The organism is Streptomyces phaeofaciens (assembly GCF_014648915.1).
Classification (GTDB): Bacteria; Actinomycetota; Actinomycetes; order Streptomycetales; family Streptomycetaceae; genus Streptomyces; species Streptomyces phaeofaciens.
Map to the genome: position 1 here is coordinate 320,725 of NZ_BMSA01000002.1, position 17,197 is coordinate 337,921.

19 protein-coding genes are annotated in these 17,197 nt (G+C 71.3%); 6 read left to right on the forward strand and 13 right to left on the reverse strand.

Annotation, left to right across the window (positions count from 1 at the left end; translation table 11 throughout):
• Nucleotides 1-278 precede the first annotated feature (278 nt).
• The 3 genes from fomD to IE275_RS04975 all read right to left on the reverse strand — a co-directional run bounded on the left by fomD (nt 279) and on the right by IE275_RS04975 (nt 4,271).
• On the reverse strand, nt 279-971 hold the full coding sequence (gene fomD, locus IE275_RS04965; RefSeq protein WP_189707933.1) for a cytidylyl-2-hydroxypropylphosphonate hydrolase: 693 nt from the start codon (nt 969-971) through the stop codon (nt 279-281).
• 73 nt (nt 972-1,044) lie between these two features.
• Nucleotides 1,045-2,430: a class II fumarate hydratase gene (locus tag IE275_RS04970; RefSeq protein WP_189707936.1), complete on the reverse strand. Its 1,386-nt coding sequence runs from the start codon at nt 2,428-2,430 to the stop codon at nt 1,045-1,047.
• Nucleotides 2,431-2,603: 173 nt separating this feature from the next.
• Nucleotides 2,604-4,271 carry a fumarate hydratase gene (locus IE275_RS04975; RefSeq protein WP_189707938.1) on the reverse strand — a complete coding sequence of 556 codons (1,668 nt, stop codon included), beginning with the start codon at nt 4,269-4,271 and terminating at the stop codon, nt 2,604-2,606.
• Nucleotides 4,272-4,437: 166 nt separating this feature from the next.
• On the opposite strand from IE275_RS04975, the gene IE275_RS04980 reads away from it, so the two are divergent.
• Nucleotides 4,438-5,127, forward strand: coding sequence for a DUF1707 SHOCT-like domain-containing protein (locus IE275_RS04980; RefSeq protein ID WP_189707940.1), 690 nt, complete (start codon nt 4,438-4,440; stop codon nt 5,125-5,127).
• A gap of 163 nt (nt 5,128-5,290) precedes the next feature.
• Entirely contained in the window at nt 5,291-5,671 is a 381-nt protein-coding gene (locus IE275_RS04985) for a WhiB family transcriptional regulator (RefSeq protein WP_189707943.1), read from the forward strand.
• Nucleotides 5,672-5,735: 64 nt separating this feature from the next.
• On the opposite strand, the gene glpX is transcribed toward IE275_RS04985, so the two are convergent.
• Nucleotides 5,736-6,770 (reverse strand): class II fructose-bisphosphatase, encoded by a 1,035-nt coding sequence (gene glpX / locus IE275_RS04990; protein ID WP_189707945.1) that lies wholly within the window; start codon nt 6,768-6,770, stop codon nt 5,736-5,738.
• 127 nt (nt 6,771-6,897) lie between these two features.
• Between glpX and IE275_RS04995 the strand changes: the two genes are divergently transcribed.
• The gene (locus IE275_RS04995; RefSeq protein WP_189707947.1) at nt 6,898-7,422 is read left to right on the forward strand and encodes a DUF4245 domain-containing protein; all 525 of its coding nucleotides are present in this window, start codon (nt 6,898-6,900) and stop codon (nt 7,420-7,422) included.
• Nucleotides 7,423-7,513: 91 nt separating this feature from the next.
• Here the strand turns inward: IE275_RS04995 and IE275_RS05000 are convergent, their stop codons facing one another.
• From IE275_RS05000 to xseA, 3 genes are all read right to left on the reverse strand, one after another.
• Nucleotides 7,514-8,104, reverse strand: a complete 591-nt coding sequence (locus IE275_RS05000; RefSeq protein WP_189707949.1) for a malonic semialdehyde reductase — start codon at nt 8,102-8,104, stop codon at nt 7,514-7,516.
• A 219-nt stretch (nt 8,105-8,323) separates the two neighbouring features.
• Nucleotides 8,324-8,545, reverse strand: a complete 222-nt coding sequence (locus tag IE275_RS05005) for an exodeoxyribonuclease VII small subunit (protein WP_189707951.1) — start codon at nt 8,543-8,545, stop codon at nt 8,324-8,326.
• 10 nt (nt 8,546-8,555) lie between these two features.
• A complete protein-coding gene (gene xseA / locus IE275_RS05010) occupies nt 8,556-9,764 on the reverse strand; it encodes an exodeoxyribonuclease VII large subunit (RefSeq protein ID WP_189707954.1) in 1,209 nt (402 codons plus the stop codon).
• 125 nt (nt 9,765-9,889) lie between these two features.
• Here xseA and IE275_RS05015 point away from each other — a divergent pair, with 125 nt between their 5' ends.
• Both IE275_RS05015 and ppgK read left to right on the forward strand, forming a co-directional pair.
• Nucleotides 9,890-10,930 carry a 4-hydroxy-3-methylbut-2-enyl diphosphate reductase gene (locus IE275_RS05015; RefSeq protein WP_189707956.1) on the forward strand — a complete coding sequence of 347 codons (1,041 nt, stop codon included), beginning with the start codon at nt 9,890-9,892 and terminating at the stop codon, nt 10,928-10,930.
• A gap of 29 nt (nt 10,931-10,959) precedes the next feature.
• Complete coding sequence (gene ppgK, locus IE275_RS05020) at nt 10,960-11,706, forward strand: polyphosphate--glucose phosphotransferase (protein ID WP_189707958.1); 747 nt, start codon at nt 10,960-10,962, stop codon at nt 11,704-11,706.
• 41 nt (nt 11,707-11,747) lie between these two features.
• On the opposite strand, the gene IE275_RS05025 is transcribed toward ppgK, so the two are convergent.
• Nucleotides 11,748-12,320, reverse strand: a complete 573-nt coding sequence (locus IE275_RS05025) for a DUF6542 domain-containing protein (RefSeq protein ID WP_229870103.1) — start codon at nt 12,318-12,320, stop codon at nt 11,748-11,750.
• Between the two features lie 388 nt (nt 12,321-12,708).
• Here IE275_RS05025 and ychF point away from each other — a divergent pair, with 388 nt between their 5' ends.
• Entirely contained in the window at nt 12,709-13,797 is a 1,089-nt protein-coding gene (gene ychF / locus IE275_RS05030) for a redox-regulated ATPase YchF (RefSeq protein WP_189707960.1), read from the forward strand.
• 133 nt (nt 13,798-13,930) lie between these two features.
• Here the strand turns inward: ychF and IE275_RS05035 are convergent, their stop codons facing one another.
• From IE275_RS05035 to IE275_RS05055, 5 genes are read right to left on the reverse strand one after another with little or no spacing between them, the layout of a single operon-like run.
• Entirely contained in the window at nt 13,931-14,194 is a 264-nt protein-coding gene (locus IE275_RS05035; RefSeq protein WP_189707962.1) for a type II toxin-antitoxin system RelE family toxin, read from the reverse strand.
• Nucleotides 14,187-14,456 carry a type II toxin-antitoxin system Phd/YefM family antitoxin gene (locus IE275_RS05040; protein ID WP_189707964.1) on the reverse strand — a complete coding sequence of 90 codons (270 nt, stop codon included), beginning with the start codon at nt 14,454-14,456 and terminating at the stop codon, nt 14,187-14,189. The genes IE275_RS05035 and IE275_RS05040 overlap by 8 nt, the downstream gene beginning before the upstream one ends.
• Nucleotides 14,457-14,505: 49 nt before the next feature.
• Nucleotides 14,506-15,207 (reverse strand): response regulator, encoded by a 702-nt coding sequence (locus tag IE275_RS05045; protein ID WP_229870104.1) that lies wholly within the window; start codon nt 15,205-15,207, stop codon nt 14,506-14,508.
• A gap of 59 nt (nt 15,208-15,266) precedes the next feature.
• On the reverse strand, nt 15,267-16,475 hold the full coding sequence (locus IE275_RS05050; RefSeq protein ID WP_189707966.1) for a sensor histidine kinase: 1,209 nt from the start codon (nt 16,473-16,475) through the stop codon (nt 15,267-15,269).
• A 5-nt stretch (nt 16,476-16,480) separates the two neighbouring features.
• Nucleotides 16,481-17,164, reverse strand: coding sequence for a TetR/AcrR family transcriptional regulator (locus tag IE275_RS05055; RefSeq protein WP_189707968.1), 684 nt, complete (start codon nt 17,162-17,164; stop codon nt 16,481-16,483).
• Between the last annotated feature and the right edge of the window lie 33 nt (nt 17,165-17,197).

The window sequence follows — 17,197 nt, forward strand, 5'->3', positions numbered from 1 at the left end:
GGCTGCGCGCCGCGCGCGCAGTTCGTCCCGCAGAGAACCCGATACCCGGAATAGCTGTCCCCGGAACGGAATTCCCGCGTGGTCAGAGGCTGTTCCTGTGCCACCGGGGAACCGGGCGCGGCCCTCGGCCCCGCCGGTGGTGCGTTCGTACCCCTCGCTCACGTCCTGCCGCCCCTCGGTGACGTTCGGTCAGACCCGGCGCCTGCCCCGGGAGTTGCTGTTGCATGCTCTTGCGGAGGACGATCCTACGTTTCCCGCCCCGGGGCGCATCAAGGGTCTCATGTGGACACGTGCGCGGGCGTACGGTCCCAGTCCTCCGGAAGCAACGGTACGGCCCACGACGGCTCCGGGCGCCAGTGCTGCCAGCCCTCGTCGAACGGCGGACCCCAGGCGCGGATCACGTCCACGGCCGCGCGTCCCGCCGCGCGCACCCGTTCGGCGGCCGCCCCGTCCATCAGGCCGTCCTGCTGGGCCTGCGCGAACTCGTCCTCGTCGCGCCAGTCCCAGGTGCGGTCCGGATACACGCAGATGTCGAGGAAGTGGTCCTCGGAGTCCACCCCGCCGTCCCAACGGGCCAGCGGGGCCTCCAGGTTGACGTACCAGTTCTTGAACTGCCAGCCCGGTTCCCAGAACAGCCACACCGACCAGGGCTCACCGGGCCGGGCCAGCTTCAGCACCCCGGTGCCGAACCAGCGGTCGAGCTGGACGGTCCGCGGGCGGGTGTAGCGGGTGCGCAGCGGTTCCTGGTGCGGCGGGGTGCCGTCGGTGAGGACGGGCTTGACGACCTGGGTGCCCGGGGCGAGCCAGACGGCGAGCACGTCCTCGTCGTCCCGGGCGACGGTGACCGGGCGGGCGATGTGGAAGCCCGCGCCGCCGTTCTCCCGGTACCGCCACAGGATCTGGTCCCCGGGCTCCCAGAAGGCCGCCGTACCACCCGTTCCCACGCGCCTCACCACTCCGCCGTCTGCCATGAACAGATATTAGGTGCCATGGGCATACGACGCTGTCGCACGCGTCACGGTTCTGGCCCGGTGGCGGGAAAGGTTACGGGTGTGTCATCCGCAGGACATCCAGCGCCTCGTCGAGCTGCTCGACCGTCAGGTCGCCGCGCTCCACGTAGCCGCCCTCCAGGACGACCTGCCGGATCGTCCGCCGCTGTGCCAGCGCCTTCTTGGCGACCTTCGCGGCCTCCTCGTAGCCGATGTACTTGTTGAGCGGGGTGACCACGGACGGGGAGGACTCGGCGTACTCGCGGGCGCGTTCGCGGTGCGCGACGATGCCGTCCACGGTCCGGTCGGCGAGCAGCCGGGACACGTTGGCGAGGAGCCGGACGGATTCGAGGACGTTGCGGGCGATGACCGGCAGCATGACGTTCAGCTCGAAGTTGCCGGCCGCGCCGGCCGTGGCGACGGCCGCGTCGTTCCCGACGACCTGCGCGGCGACCATCAGCACCGCCTCCGGGATCACCGGGTTGACCTTGCCGGGCATGATCGAGGAGCCGGGCTGGAGGTCGGGGAGGCTGATCTCGGCCAGACCGGTGCGCGGACCGGAGGCCATCCACCGCAGATCGTTGGCGATCTTGGTCAGCCCGACCGCGATGGTCCGCAGCTGCCCGCTCGTCTCGACGATCCCGTCCCGGGCGCCCTGCGCCTCGAAGTGGTCGCGCGCCTCGGTCAGCGGCAGCCCGGTGGCCCGGGCGACCTCCGCGATGACGGCGGCGGAGAAGCCGGGCGGGGTGTTGATCCCGGTGCCCACGGCGGTGCCGCCCAGCGGCAGCTCGGCGAGCCGGGGCAGGGACGCCCTCAGCCGCTCGACGCCGTACCGCACCTGGGCGGCGTACCCGCCGAACTCCTGGCCCAGTGTCACGGGCGTGGCGTCCATGAGGTGGGTGCGCCCCGACTTCACGACGTCCGCGAACTCCCGCGACTTGCGGGTCAGCGCGTCGGCGAGATGCTCCAGGGCCGGGACGAGATCGCGGGTGACGGCGGCGGTGGCGGCGATGTGGATCGACGACGGGAAGACGTCGTTGGACGACTGCGAGGCGTTGACGTGGTCGTTGGGGTGCACGTCCCGCCCGAGCCGCTCACCGGCCAGGGTGGCGATGACCTCGTTGGTGTTCATGTTGGACGAGGTGCCCGAGCCGGTCTGGAACACGTCGACGGGGAAGTGCTCGTCCCACCGGCCCTCGGCCACCTCCAGGGCGGCCTCCTGGATGGCGTCGGCGATGTCCTTGTCGAGCACCCCGAGCCCGGCGTTGACCTTCGCCGCGGCGCCCTTGATCCGGGCCAGCGCCTCGATGTGCGCCCGCTCGATGCGCTGGCCGGAGACGGGGAAGTTCTCGACGGCGCGCTGGGTCTGCGCCCGCCACTTGGCCTCGGCCGGGACCCGGACCTCGCCCATGGAGTCGTGCTCGATGCGGTAGTCGCTCATGACCGGTACAGCGAACGGGGCGCCGCGGATGTTCCGCGCGTTCGGCCGTCCGGAGGGCGTCGGTCCTGTGAGACGGGTCTCCGCCCGGCCGCGACGCCCCGGGCGGGACGGCAGGCCGGGCCCCGCGGCGCCGCCCGCCCCGCGTCGACCGGGGGCGGGCGTGCGTCACCGGATCACACCAGACCCGGGCCCCGCACCGGGATCGAGGTGAACGTCGGTGCCGGGGCCGGGTCCTTGAAGAAGTCGTTGCCCTTGTCGTCGACGACGATGAAGGCCGGGAAGTCCTCGACCTCGATCTTCCAGACGGCCTCCATGCCGAGCTCCTCGTACTCGACGACCTCGACCTTCTTGATGCAGTCCTGGGCGAGGCGGGCGGCCGGGCCGCCGATGGAGCCGAGGTAGAAGCCGCCGTGGCCGCCGCAGGCGTCGGTGACCTGCTGCGAACGGTTGCCCTTGGCGAGCATGACCTTGGAGCCGCCCGCGGCCTGGAACTGCTCGACGTAGGAGTCCATCCGGCCGGCGGTGGTCGGGCCGAAGGAGCCGGAGGCGTAGCCCTCGGGGGTCTTCGCCGGGCCGGCGTAGTACACCGGGTGGTCCTTCAGGTACTGCGGCATCTCCTCGCCCGCGTCCAGGCGTTCCTTGATCTTGGCGTGCGCGATGTCGCGGGCGACGACGAGCGGTCCGGAGAGCGACAGACGGGTCTTCACCGGGTACTTCGTCAGTTCGGCGAGGATCGACTCCATCGGCTGGTTGAGGTCGATCCGGACGACGTCCGACGCCTCGTCGAGGTGCTCGTCCGTGGTGTCCGGCAGGAAACGCGCCGGGTCGGTCTCCAGCTGCTCCAGGAAGACGCCCTCGGCGGTGATCTTCGCGACCGCCTGGCGGTCGGCGGAGCAGGACACGGCGATGGCGACGGGGCAGGACGCGCCGTGCCGGGGGAGGCGGACCACGCGCACGTCGTGGCAGAAGTACTTGCCGCCGAACTGGGCGCCGATGCCGATCTTCTGCGTCAGCTCGAAGACCTTCTCCTCCAGCTCCTTGTCCCGGAAGCCGTGGCCGAGCGGCGAGCCCTCGGCCGGGATCTCGTCCAGGTAGTGCGCGGAGGCGTACTTCGCGGTCTTCAGCGCGTACTCGGCGGACGTGCCGCCGACGACGATCGCCAGGTGGTACGGCGGGCAGGCGGCCGTGCCGAGCGAGCGGATCTTCTCCTCCAGGAACTTCATCATGGAGGCCTCGTTCAGGACGGCCTTCGTCTCCTGGTAGAGGAACGACTTGTTGGCCGAGCCGCCGCCCTTCGCCATGAACAGGAACTTGTACGCGGCGCCGTCGGTGGCGTACAGCTCGATCTGGGCCGGGAGGTTGGAGCCGGTGTTCTTCTCCTCCCACATGGTGAGCGGAGCCATCTGCGAGTAGCGCAGGTTGAGGTTCAGGTACGCGTCGTAGATGCCCTGGCTGAGGGCCGCCTCGTCGCCGCCCTCCGTCAGCACGTTCTGTCCGCGCTTGCCCATGACGATCGCGGTGCCGGTGTCCTGGCACATCGGCAGCACGCCCGCCGCCGCGATGTTCGCGTTCTTCAGCAGGTCCAGCGCCACGAACTTGTCGTTGGCCGACGCCTCGGGGTCGTCGATGATCCGGCGCAGCTGCGCGAGGTGGGCCGGGCGCAGGTAGTGCTGGATGTCGTGGACGGCCTCGGCGGCCAGCTTGCGCAGCGCCTCGGGCTCCACCTTGAGGAAGGTCCGCCCGTCGGCCTCGAAGGTGGAGACACCCTCGGAGGTCACCAGCCGGTAGGGGGTGGTGTCCTCTCCCATGGGGAGCAGATCGGTGTATGCGAACTCAGGCATCTCAGCCCATTCCTCACTCGGCGGACGGTGCCCCGCCGACGCTGGCGGGCCTCACCAGCGTAGAACCTGCCTCCGGCGCCGAGCTTGTGAGGTAAGGCTCAGTTCGACGGCGGCCGCCCCGCGAGGGGGACTATCGCGATCTATCGTGTGTGGGTACGCTGGCCGGGTGGACCTTCAGAAGCAGACCGCCGCCGCCCCCACACCGGTTGCCGAGTTGCGGGCCTCGGACGCCGACCGTGACCGTATCGCCGACATCCTGCGCGAGGCCCTGGCCGAGGGCCGGCTGACCGCCGACGAGCACGCCGAGCGCGTCGAGGGCGTGCTGGCCGCGAAGACGGTCGGCGAACTGGAGGTGTTCATCCGGGACCTGCCCGCCGCGCACGAGCGGCGCGCGAGCCCCCACTCCGCCCCGTCGCGCCCCACCGCCGGAGCGATCCCCGCCGACCCCGACGACAACGTGATCGCGGTGTTCAGCAGCGCCGTCCGCCGGGGCCGCTGGCGCGCGGGCCGCCGGATCCACGCGTACGCGATCTTCGGCACCGTCGAGATCGACCTCAGCGAGGCGCTCTTCGAGTACCAGCAGGTCGTGGTCAAGGCCTTCGCGGTCTTCGGCAACGTCGAGGTCCGCGTCCCGGAGAACGTGTCGCTGCACGGCACCGGCGGCGGCGTCCTCGGCAACTTCGAGGTGCACACCCTCGACGCGGCCTCCCCCGAGGCGCCCGTGGTGTACGTCGACGGCTGGGCGGTGCTGGGCAACATCGAGGGCCGGCCCAAGCGCGGCAAGCTCGTCGAGGACATCCTCGACCGGGTGCACCGCAAGGTCGACAGAAGTCTGCGCAAGCACCTGGACCATTGACGGCCATGGAGCCGTCACGGCCGAAACCAACCGGTCCGCGCACGGTTGCGCACGGCGGTCCCCGGAACCCAGCGGTTCGGAACTCAGTGCATAGGCGCGCGTACAGCGGGTAGGCCTTGCTGCATCGCCTCTCGCTCGCGAAGCCGTCGTCAGGAGTAGACCCGTGCTGCAACCGCCGCATTCGTCCCTGAAGGTCGCCGCCGTTCCGGCCCAGCGGGTGCCAGCGCGTGACAGGGACCAAGACGCTCCCTGGCACACCGAGGCGGTGTGCCGGCGCGACGAGGCGGGGCTGTTCTTCGCACCGTCCAAGGAGCCCACCGCCGCCCGGCTCTCCCGCGAGGAGGCCGCCAAGCGGGTCTGCGCGCGCTGTCCGGTGATGGTGGAGTGCCGCGAACACGCACTGCTCCAGCCCGAGCCCTACGGCGTCTGGGGCGGCCTCACCGCCGCCGAGCGCCGCGTCGTACTGGCCCGCCGCCGGCGCCGTGACATGGAGCTGAAGAAGGCGGCGAGGACGACGGCCGGCCACATAGCGCAGGCGGGCTGACGAGCCGCTCGCACGACAGTGGGGCGTCCCCTCCGCACCGGGGACGCCCCACTGTCCGTAGTGGCTACTTCGCGCGGTCGAAGTCGACGGCGCTGTAGGCCCGCAGCTTGCTCAGCCGGTGCTCCGAGTCGATCCGCCGCACCGTCCCGGACTTCGACCGCATCACGATCGAGTCGGTGGTCGCGGTCTCCGACCGGTACCGCACGCCGCGCAGCAGCTCACCGTCGGTGATCCCGGTGGCGACGAAGAACACGTTCTCGCCCTGCACCAGGTCCTCGGTGGTCAGCACCCGGTCCAGGTCGTGGCCCGCGTCGATCGCCCGCTGCCGCTCCTCGTCGTCCTTGGGCCACAGCTTGCCCTGGATGGTGCCGCCGAGGCACTTCACCGCGCAGGCCGAGATGATGCCCTCGGGGGTGCCGCCGATGCCGAGCAGCAGGTCGACGCCGGTGCCCTCGCGCAGCGCAAGGATGGAGCCGGCCACATCGCCGTCGGAGATCAGCTTGATCCGGGCGCCGGTGTCCCGGATCTCCTTGATGATGCCTTCGTGCCGCGGCCGGTCGAGGATGACGACGGTGACGTCCTCGGGCGTGGCCCGCTTGGCCTTGGCGACCCGCCGGATGTTGACCTCGACGGGCGCGTTGATGTCGACGAACTCGGCGGCCTCGGGGCCGGTGACCAGCTTGTCCATGTAGAACACGGCGGACGGGTCGAACATGGCGCCGCGCTCGGTGGCCGCGAGGACGGCGATCGCGTTCGGCATGCCCTTCGCCGTCAGCGTGGTGCCGTCGATCGGGTCCACGGCGATGTCGACCTCGGGGCCCGTCCCGTCACCGACGCGCTCGCCGTTGAAGAGCATCGGCGCCTCGTCCTTCTCGCCCTCGCCGATGACGACCACGCCGTTCATCGACACGGTGGAGACGAGGGTCCGCATCGCGCGCACCGCGGCACCGTCGGCGCCGTTCTTGTCGCCGCGGCCCACCCAGCGGCCGGCGGCCATGGCGGCGGCTTCGGTCACACGGACCAGTTCCAGGGCGAGGTTGCGGTCGGGGGCCTCGGAGGGGACATCGAGTTCGGACGGCAAATGATGATGCTCGGTCATCGGAGCGCACCTTTCTGATACGACGACGGCCGGATGAGGGTTCGAGGATCGACTCTATCGTCAGTCCGACAAAATGAGCAGGGGCCCCCACGGATGAGCGCGCCGGGCACCTGCGACGATAGGGGGCGTGGCAGGTGCGAACGGCAAGCAGAAGTCGGCCCGGGACATGATCCTCTCCCTGGGTCTCATCGTGATCGCGGCGTGGGTGATCTACCTCTTCATCCCGCACGACGATCACACTCCCGACATCAAGCGGGTCGACTACCGCGTCGAACTGCTCACCGCGCGCCGCGCGGCGTCGTACCCGGTGGCCGCGCCCGAGGGCCTGCCCGAGACCTGGAAGGCGACGTCCGTGCGCTTCGACGGCGCCGACTTCGACTCCTGGCATCTCGGCTTCCACGCCCCCGACGGGGAGTACGTCACCGTCGAGCAGTCCACTCAGAAGCGCGCGGAGTTCATCGACGAGGCCAGCCAGGGCTCGACGGCGACCAAGGCCACCGAGGAGATCGGCGGCAGCACCTGGACCCGCTACACCGGCGGCCGCTACGACGCGCTCGTGCTGGAGGGCACCGACGGCTCGACGACGGTCGTGGCGGGCACGGCGCCCTTCGAGCGGCTCACCGAGATGGCGAAGGCGCTGAAGACGGCCTGAGCGCCGCCTTCCGCATACGCGTGAAGAGGCCCCCGGCTGCCGAGCCGGGGGCCTCTTCGTGTCTGCGTCGCCGCCGTCGGGCGGTGAGTTCTCAGACGGTGGTGACGACCTCGTCGTACGCCAGTCGCGGGGAGCGCGGGAACCAGGCGTCCTCGCCCGGCCTGCCGATGTTGACGACCATCAGCGGCGTGTGGTCGTCGTCCAGGAACTCCTTGCGGAGGCCCTCGAAGTCCAGGCCCGTCATCGGGCCGGCGGCCAGACCGGCGGCGCGCACGCCGATGATGAAGTAAGCGGCCTGGAGGGCGGCGTTCAGCGCGGCGGCGCTCTCGCGGACCGGGCGCTCGGCGAAGAACATGTCCTTGGCCTGCGGGAAGTGCGGGAGGAGCTGCGGCAGCTCCTCGTGGAACTCGTTGTCCGCGGAGAGGATCGCGACCAGCGGGGCGGCGGCGGTCTTGGCCTGGTTGCCCTCGGCCAGGTGCTTCACCAGGCGCTCGCGGGCCTCGGCCGAGCGGACCAGGGTGATGCGCAGCGGGGTCTGGTTGAAGGCGGTCGGGCCGAACTTGACCAGGTCGTAGATCGCCTGGACCTGCTCCTCGGTCACCGGCTCGTCGGTGAAGGTGTTCGCGGTGCGGGCCTCGCGGAACAGCAGGTCCTGGGCGGCGGGGTCAAGAACGAGAGACATCTGTCGACTTCCTGGGGTGCGCGTCCGGATCCGGAACGCCGGACCGGCTGACGTCCATGACGCTACGCCAATGAAGTTCAAGGTTCAACAAAATCCGGATCGTGGTGATCCGCTTCACAGCCTCTCGCGCGTCCTCCGGCCCCCCGGGCCCGCTCGCTCCCCGGCCTCTCCGGGCTCCCCGGCCTCTCCGGCCCGACCGGCGGCCCTCCCAGCCCCTCCCTAGCCCTCCCCCTTCTCCTCCTCGTCGGCCAGGGCCGCGTCCAGCCGCGCCCGTGCGCCCTCCAGCCAGCGCCGGCACACCTTGGCCAGCTCCTCGCCCCGCTCCCACAGGGCGAGGGACTCCTCCAGCGTCGTGCCCCCCGCCTCCAGGCGGCGGACGACCTCGACCAGCTCGTCGCGGGCCTGCTCGTACCCCAGGGTTTCCTCGGTCTTGCTCGTCATGCGTCCAGTCCTAGTTGTCGACTCGAACAGTGAACTCGCCCTCGGCGACCCGCGCGCGCAGCGTTTCGTCCGCCGCCACCTCGGCCGGATCCCGGACCACGTGCCCGTCGGCCTTCTGGAGCACCGCGTACCCCCGCTTCAGCGTGGCGGCGGGCGAGAGGGCCACCACACGCGCGTGCGTGTGCGTCAGCTCGGAGTCCGCGCGGTCCAGCAGATGCCGCAGGCAGCGCCGGGACCGGTCGGTCAGCGAGGCGACCTGGTCGGCGCGCTCGTCGATCATCCGGTGCGGATCCTGCATCGCCGGCCGCGCGAGCGCGTGGGCGAGCCCGCGCTCCTCCCGCTCCACGAACGCCTCCACGCACCGCCGCGCCCGCCCCCGCAGCATCCGCACCCGCTCCAGCTCCTCGCCCACGTCCGGGACGACCTTCTTCGCGGCGTCGGTCGGGGTGGAGGCGCGCAGGTCGGCCACATGGTCCAGCAGCGGGTTGTCCGGCTCGTGCCCGATCGCGGAGACCACCGGCGTACGGCAGGCCGCGACCGCGCGGACCAGCTGCTCGTCGGAGAACGGCAGCAGGTCCTCCACACTGCCGCCGCCCCGGGCGACGACGATCACGTCGACCTCGTCGAGCGCGTCCAGCTCCTTCACGGCCTGCACGACCTGGGTGACCGCGTGCACCCCCTGCACCGCGACGTTGCGCACCTCGAAGCGGACGGCGGGCCAGCGGTGCCGGGCGTTCTCCAGGACGTCCCGCTCGGCGGCCGAGGCCCTGCCGCACACCAGCCCGATGAGCTGCGGCAGGAAGGGCAGCGGCTTCTTCCGCTCGGGCGCGAAGAGCCCCTCCGCGGCCAGCGACTTCTTCAGCTGCTCCAGCCGGGCCAGCAGCTCTCCGACGCCCACCGGCCGGATCTCGACGGCCCGCAGCGACAGCTGGCCCCGCGGCGCGTACCACTCCGGTTTCGCGTGGACGACGACCCGGGCGCCCTCGCCGACCACGTCCGCCACCGCGTCGAACACCTGCCGGTAGCAGGTCACGCCCACGGAGATGTCGTGCGCCGGATCCCGCAGGGTCAGAAAGACGACGCCCGCACCCGGGCGCCGGGACAACTGGGTGATCTGACCCTCGACCCACACCGCGCCGAGCCGGTCGATCCACCCCCCGATGAGCCGCGACACCTCGCCGACGGGCAGCGGGGCGTCCGCGGACGTGTTCACAGCCATGCGACCGAGCGTAGTGGCCACCACCGACAATGCCGGTCAGGCCGACGTGGTCCGTCCGCTCCGCCCCGCGAGGGACTCCGCTTCACCCCCGAGGGGAACTCCGGCCCTTCGGGCCCGGCCTTACGATGGGACGCATGACTGCTTCGCCTGGCCGCCGCCGTGTCCTGCTCGCCGCTCCCCGGGGCTACTGCGCGGGCGTCGACCGTGCCGTGATCGCCGTGGAGAAGGCCCTGGAGCAGTACGGGGCCCCGGTCTACGTCCGGCACGAGATCGTCCACAACAAGTACGTCGTGCAGACCCTGGAGAAGAAGGGCGCCGTCTTCGTCGAGCGCACGGAGGAGGTGCCGCCCGGCAACATCGTCATGTTCTCGGCGCACGGCGTCGCCCCGGTCGTCCACGAGGAGGCCGCGCGCGGGAAGCTCGCCACCATCGACGCGACCTGCCCCCTGGTCACCAAGGTCCACAAGGAAGCCGTCCGCTTCGCCGACGAGGACTACGACATCCTCCTGATCGGGCACGAGGGCCACGAAGAGGTCATCGGCACCTCCGGCGAGGCCCCCGACCACATCCAGCTCGTCGACGGCCCGGCCGACGTCGCCAAGGTCGAGGTCCGTGACCCGTCCAGGGTCGTCTGGCTGTCGCAGACCACCCTCTCCGTCGACGAGACGATGGAGACCGTCGACGCGCTGAAGGAGAAGTTCCCGCAGCTCATCTCGCCGCCCAGCGACGACATCTGCTACGCCACGCAGAACCGTCAGCTCGCCGTGAAGCAGATGGGCGCCGAGGCCGAGCTGGTCATCGTGGTCGGCTCGCGCAACTCCTCCAACTCCGTGCGGCTCGTCGAGGTCGCCAAGATCGCCGGTGCGCGGGCGGCGTACCTGGTGGACTTCGCCAGCGAGATCGACGAGGCCTGGCTGGAGGGCGTGACCACGGTCGGCGTCACCTCCGGTGCCTCCGTCCCCGAGGTCCTCGTCGAGGAGGTCCTGGGCTGGCTCGGCGAGCGCGGCTACGGCGACGTGGAGCTGGTCAAGGCGGCCGACGAGCACATCACGTTCTCGCTGCCGAAGGAGCTGCGCCGGGACCTGCGCGAGGAGGCGGCGGCGCTGGTGGCCGAGCGGGGCGGCAGCGGCGCGGCGGAGGCACGGCCCGCCGCCTCGACTGAGTGACTGTCAGTCGATCGTCGTAACGTAGGGCCATGCAGATCTTCGGCGTGGACATCGGCGGATCCGGGATCAAGGGCGCCCCTGTGGATTTGGACAGGGGCGACCTGGCCCAGGAGCGCTGCAAAGTGCTCACACCGCATCCGGCGACGCCCGAGGGTGTCGCCGACGGCGTGCGGCAGGTCGTGGAGCACTTCGGCTGGACCGGCCCGGTCGGCCTCACCTTTCCCGGCGTGGTCACCGGCGGATCCACCATCCGCACGGCGGCCAACGTCGACAAGAGCTGGATCGACACCGATGCGCGCGCACTGTTCAGTGAGCGCCTCGGCGGCCTGCCCGTGACCGTCGTCAACGACGCGGACGCGGCGGGCGTCGCCGAGGTGGCCTTCGGTGCGGGCCGCGACCGCAGCGGGACGGTCATCCTGCTGACGTTCGGCACGGGCATCGGCAGCGCCCTGTTCGTCGACGGCGTCCTGGTGCCCAACACCGAGCTGGGCCACCTGGAGCTGCACGGACACGACGCGGAGAAGCGCGCCAGCAGCAAGGCCAGGGAGGACCACGAGCTGACGTGGGAGCACTGGGCCCACCGCGTCCAGAAGTACCTCGCCCATGTCGAGATGCTGTTCTCGCCCGAGCTGTTCATCATCGGCGGCGGGGTCAGCCGCAAGTCCGACAAGTTCCTGCACTTCATCGAGGGCATCAGGGCGGAGATCGTCCCGGCGCAGCTCCAGAACAACGCGGGGATCGTGGGAGCGGCGATGCGGGCGGCGAAGGAGAGCTGACGCCTGCCGGGCAGCCCCGGCGGCCCTCCCGGCCGCGCCTCCTAGCGGGGGCGGCGGACGGCCTGGGCGGTGGCGGCGCGGCGGCGGGCCGTCGCCCTGCGTACACCGCGGACGAGGATGGTCACGGCGGCGGCGAGCGTGCCCGCGTACAGCCAGCCGGCCTGCGTGGCCAGCGCCGTGACCAGGCCCATCAGCCGGGCCGCGGCACCGTCGCCGCCGTCGGCCACGGGCAGCACGCCCACCGCGAAGGCGATCGGCATGACCACGGGCGGGGCCGGCAGGTCGCCGGGGCGCACCCACAGGGCGGTCAGGACGCACACGGGCAGGAACAGCACGCCGTACACCGTCAGTGACGCCCCGAAGAGCAGGATGTCCAGACCCCCCAGCGCCAACATCACCGCGGAGCCGAACAGCCCGCTGCCGAGACCGGTGAGCCGGGGGTTCGGCAGCCGGCGGACGGAGAACGGTGCCGGACGGCTGCCGCCGGCGGACGGGCGGGGCACACGCGGCGGCCGCGGGGCGCCGGACGCGGGCCGCGAGGACCCCGGGGACCGGCCGGCGGACCCGGCGGCGTCACGGCCGGCCCGCGCGGCCCGGGGGACGGCGCGTGGCACCTGACGCTCCCGCCCGCGTCCACGCTCCCGCTCTCGGCCCCGTTCCCCTCGTGCCCCCCGTTCCCCTCGTTCCCGTTCCCCCCGCTCACGGTCCGCCTGAGGTGGAAGGGGCGGCAGCGGGGTGTCGCGTCGCGGGCCGGGGTGAGCGGGGTGGGGGGGACGCGTCCTGTGTTGCTCCACCCCACCAAGTTAGGTCGTTTTATGTGGCGAATCGGGCGTGAGACACGCCGGGGGAGGGACCTTGGCCATCCGTTCGACAGGTCCGCCGGCCCGATGCCGGGCACGCCGTAAACTGGTGGATCGGCCGGCCCTGAGACCCCCTGGTCCGCTCCCTCGCGGGAAACCCGGGCACCGGCCCCCTGGCCCTCTCACTACGGGAAGTCGCAACGTGTCGCTCACGATCGGAATCGTCGGTCTGCCGAATGTCGGCAAGTCGACCCTGTTCAACGCCCTGACCAAGAACGACGTGCTGGCGGCCAACTACCCGTTCGCCACGATCGAGCCCAACGTCGGCGTGGTCGGTGTCCCCGACGCCCGCCTGACGAAGCTCGCCGAGATCTTCGGATCGCAGCGGATCCTCCCGGCGACCGTCGACTTCGTCGACATCGCGGGCATCGTCCGCGGCGCGAGCGAGGGCGAGGGCCTGGGCAACAAGTTCCTCGCGAACATCCGTGAGTCCGACGCGATCTGCCAGGTCATCCGTGCCTTCAAGGACGAGAACGTCGTGCACGTCGACGGCAAGGTCTCGCCCAAGGACGACATCGAGACGATCAACACCGAGCTGATCCTCGCCGACCTCCAGACGATCGAGAAGGTCCTGCCGCGCCTCCAGAAGGAGTCGCGGATCAAGAAGGACATCGCGCCGAAGGTGGCAGCGGTCGAGGCGGCGAAGGAGATCCTGGAGAAGGGCGACACCCTCTTCTCCGCGGGCATCGTCCAGGGCTCGGGCAACGAGGAGCTCCTGCACGACCTGCACCTGCTGACCACCAAGCCCTTCCTCTACGTCTTCAACGTCGACGAGGACGAGCTGGTCGACGAGACCTTCAAGGACGAGCAGCGCGCGCTGGTCGCCCCCGCCGAGGCGATCTTCCTCAACGCCAAGCTGGAGCAGGACCTCGCCGAGCTGGACGAGGCGGACGCCATGGAGCTCCTGGAGTCCGTCGGCGCCGAGGAGCCCGGCCTGGCCACCCTGGCCCGCGTCGGCTTCGACACCCTCGGCCTCCAGACCTACCTCACGGCCGGTCCCAAGGAGTCCCGCGCCTGGACGATCAAGAAGGGCGCCACCGCCCCCGAGGCCGCCGGCGTGATCCACACCGACTTCCAGAAGGGCTTCATCAAGGCGGAGGTCATCTCCTTCGCCGACCTGGTGGAGACCGGCTCGGTCGCCGAGGCCCGCGCCAAGGGCAAGGCCCGCATGGAGGGCAAGGAGTATGTGATGCAGGACGGGGACGTGGTGGAGTTCCGCTTCAACGTGTAGCGGTGCACATGCTGCACGGGAGGTGTCGAGTCGAACGTGCACGTCAGAAGGGGTCGGGCTCTGTCGAGTCCGACCCCTTCGTCGTTGCCGTGCCGGACGGGTGCCGGATGCTCCGACGTGTCGTCGGTGGCGATCAGGTGTCGTAAACGGTGGACCGGTGTCCCACGTGAACGACCCAGACCACCAGCTCTCCGTTGTCGATCGTGTAGACGACGCGGTAGTCGCCGACCCGTAGCCGGCGGCGGTCCGGCTGGGACACGAGTGCGGTGGTGTTGAAGCCGAGCGGGTCGCCTTCCAGCTCGGTCAGCTTGGCCAGGATGCGCAGCGCCATGTCGCGGGGGATCTTCCGAAGCTCGGCCTGCGCCTCGGGGCGGAAGACGGTTCGGTACTCAGTCACCGCGTGCCAGCGTCTCCCTCATGATGTCCTCGATCGGGATGCCGGGCGCCGGGTTGGCCATGCGCTCGTCGATGATCCGGTTGATCTCGCGCTCTTCCCATTCCTGGTACTTCCGGAGCACTTCGATGGACACGACCGCGGCCACCTGCCTGCCTCGGCGCGTGATCACCGTGGGCACGTCGTCGCGATCCGCGCGCTCCACGACCTCGGCCAGGTGAGCCCGGACATCGCGGATGGACTCTATGGGCAACGGGTGCGTCATGCGCCCAAGGGTACCGAGTGTGCCATGTGTACACAATCGCTCGCCGAGGTCAGCCCAGCCAGCCTGGTTTGATCATGCCGCTCTCGTAGGCGATGATCACCAGCTGTGTGCGGTCGCGGACGTTGAGTTTGCTCATGATGCGGCTGACATGGGTCTTGGCGGTGTAGGGGCTCAGGACGAGGCGGGCGGCGATCTCGTCGTTGGTGAGGCCGGCGCCGACCAGGCGGATGACCTCGAACTCCCGCTCGGTGAGGACGTTGAGGCGGGGGCTGACGTCCGGCTGGACCACGCGGCCCGCGAACTCGGCGATCAGGCGCCGGGTCACCGCGGGGGCGATCAGGGCGTCGCCGCGGGCACAGACCCGGATGCCGTGCAGCAGTTCCATCGGCTCGGTGTCCTTGACCAGGAAGCCGGAGGCGCCGGCGCGCAGGGCGCCGTACACGTAGTCGTCCACGTCGAACGTGGTGAGGATGACCACGCGGACCTCGGAGAGCGCGTCGTCGGAGACGATGCGGCGGGTGGCCGCGAGGCCGTCCTCCTCGGGCATGCGGATGTCCATCAGGACGACGTCGGGGCGCAGCGCGTGGGTCAGGTGGACGGCCTCGGTGCCGGTGGAGGCCTCGCCGACCACCTCGATGTCGTCCTCGTCGTCGATGATGGAGCGGAACCCGGCGCGGACGAGTTTCTGGTCGTCGGCGAGCAGCACTCTGATGCGTGGGGGCGTCGGTGTCGGCGGCATCGTCGTCGTCATGAGGCCACCCTAAACAGGGAGTTCCGTGATGTCGTGGATGAATCGGCCCGCGGGGCACATCAGTTGACGCTCCGTTCGGGGAAGGGCTCCGCCGGGGCGAGCGGCAGGGTCGCGTCCACCCGGAAGCCCTGGCCGGTGTCGTGCGCGGTCAGCCGGCCGCCCAGTGCGCGGGCCCTCTCGGTCATGCCCGCGATGCCGCTGCCCTGGGAGCCGGTGTCGGCGGTGCCCTGGCCGTCGTCCTCGATGCGGACGCGCAGGGTGTCCGGGGTGTAGGTGACCTCGATGGTGGCGTGGGCGGCCTGGGCGTGCCGGGTGATGTTGGTCAGGGACTCCTGGACGATGCGGTAGGCGGCCAGGGAGATCTTGGGGGAGAGGACGGGCTGCTCGCCCTCGACGGTGACCTTCACGTTCAGGCCGGTGACGGCGGCCCGGTCGGCCAGTTCGCCGAGCCGGTCGAGGCCGGCCGTCGGCGCGGTGGGCGCGGCCTCGTCCACCTGCCGCAACACCCCGAGGGTGCCCCGCAGTTCGCGCAGGGCCTCCTTGCTGGTGTCGCGGACGAACTCCAGGGCGGTGATGAGTTCGGCGGTCTGTCCGGGGCGGCGGGTGCTGCGGTGCAGGGCGGCGTTGGTCTGCACGTGGATCAGCGAGATGTTGTGGCCCAGCACGTCGTGCAGCTCGCGGGCCAGCCGCAGCCGTTCCTCGGTCGCCGACTGCTTGGCCCGTACGTCGCGTTCGCGCTCCGCGGCCAGGGCCCGCGCCTCGGCCTCGGCCAGATAGGCCTGTCGGGTGCGCATCGCGTGGCTGAACGCGATCACGCTGAGGAACCAGCCGCTGAGCAGCGCGATCGACATGTTGTCGACGCTGCGCTGCTGGTCGACGACGCCCAGCTCGCCGTAGGCGATCACCAGCATGATGAGCACCGCGAGGGCGACGACCGCGGTCAGCTGGCCCGATCTGGCGACGCTGTAGAGGGCGACCATGAAGATCAGGGCGGGCGTGGGGCCGTTGATGCCGGCGTGCGTGTAGTAGACCAGCGTCACCAGCAGGGCGACCACGGCGGCGGCGAGCGGCCGTCGGGCGCGGAACCCGAGCGCCAGCCAGCCGGCGGCCGCGGCGGCGCAGCTGGCCAGCGCGGCGAGCGCGCCGTCCGCCGTCCGGCCCAGGACGATCCAGCCCAGCTCCAACAACTGGCAGGCGCCGACCAGTGCCATCGTCCGGTCGATCCGGAAGACGGGCTCGGCCGGCGCGGCGACGGGTGAGGAGGCCATGTCCATCAGGGTACGAGGGGGTGTTCGTCGGCCGGGGTGTCCCGGCCCCCGTCGCGGACCGTGCCCCGGGGCGCGTGGGCGGCCAGGAAGTCGTCCACGACCCGGCGCGCGTACTCCTCGGTGACCGGGCGGCCGGCCAGCAGCCGGCGGTACATCAGGGGGCCGGCGAGCTGGTCGACGGCGAGGTCGACATCGAGGTCCGGGGCGAGTTCGCCGCGGGTGCGGGCGGCTTCGAGGATGGTGCGGAAGTCCTGGGAGCCGTGGCGGTAGAGGTCCTCCTTGAGACGGGCGAAGACCGGGTCCACGCCGGCGCGTTCGATGACGGCGCGCAGTCCGCGGTCGCTCACCGGGTCGTGCAGGAGGTGGCGCAGGCCGTCGAGCTGGTGGACGAGGTCCTCGCGCAGCACGCCGGTCAGGGGCACGCGGGCGGTGGAGATGCGCTGCGCGATGACGTCCCGGACCAGGCCGGAGGCGTCGGGCCAGTGGCGGTAGAGGGTCGAGCGGCCGACTCCGCTGCGGGCCGCGACCGCGACATGGGTCACCGCCGACCAGCCCTGTTCGACCAGCAGGTCGCGGGCGGCGGCGAGGGCGGCGGCCCGGCTGCGCTCGGCGCGCGGGTCGGGGCCGCGGCCGGGTGCGTCGGGGGCGTCGAGGGCGCCGGTCGGCTCGGGGACGGGAGATGCGGACATCCGGCTCCGTTCGGTCGTGCGCGCGGCGGGGTC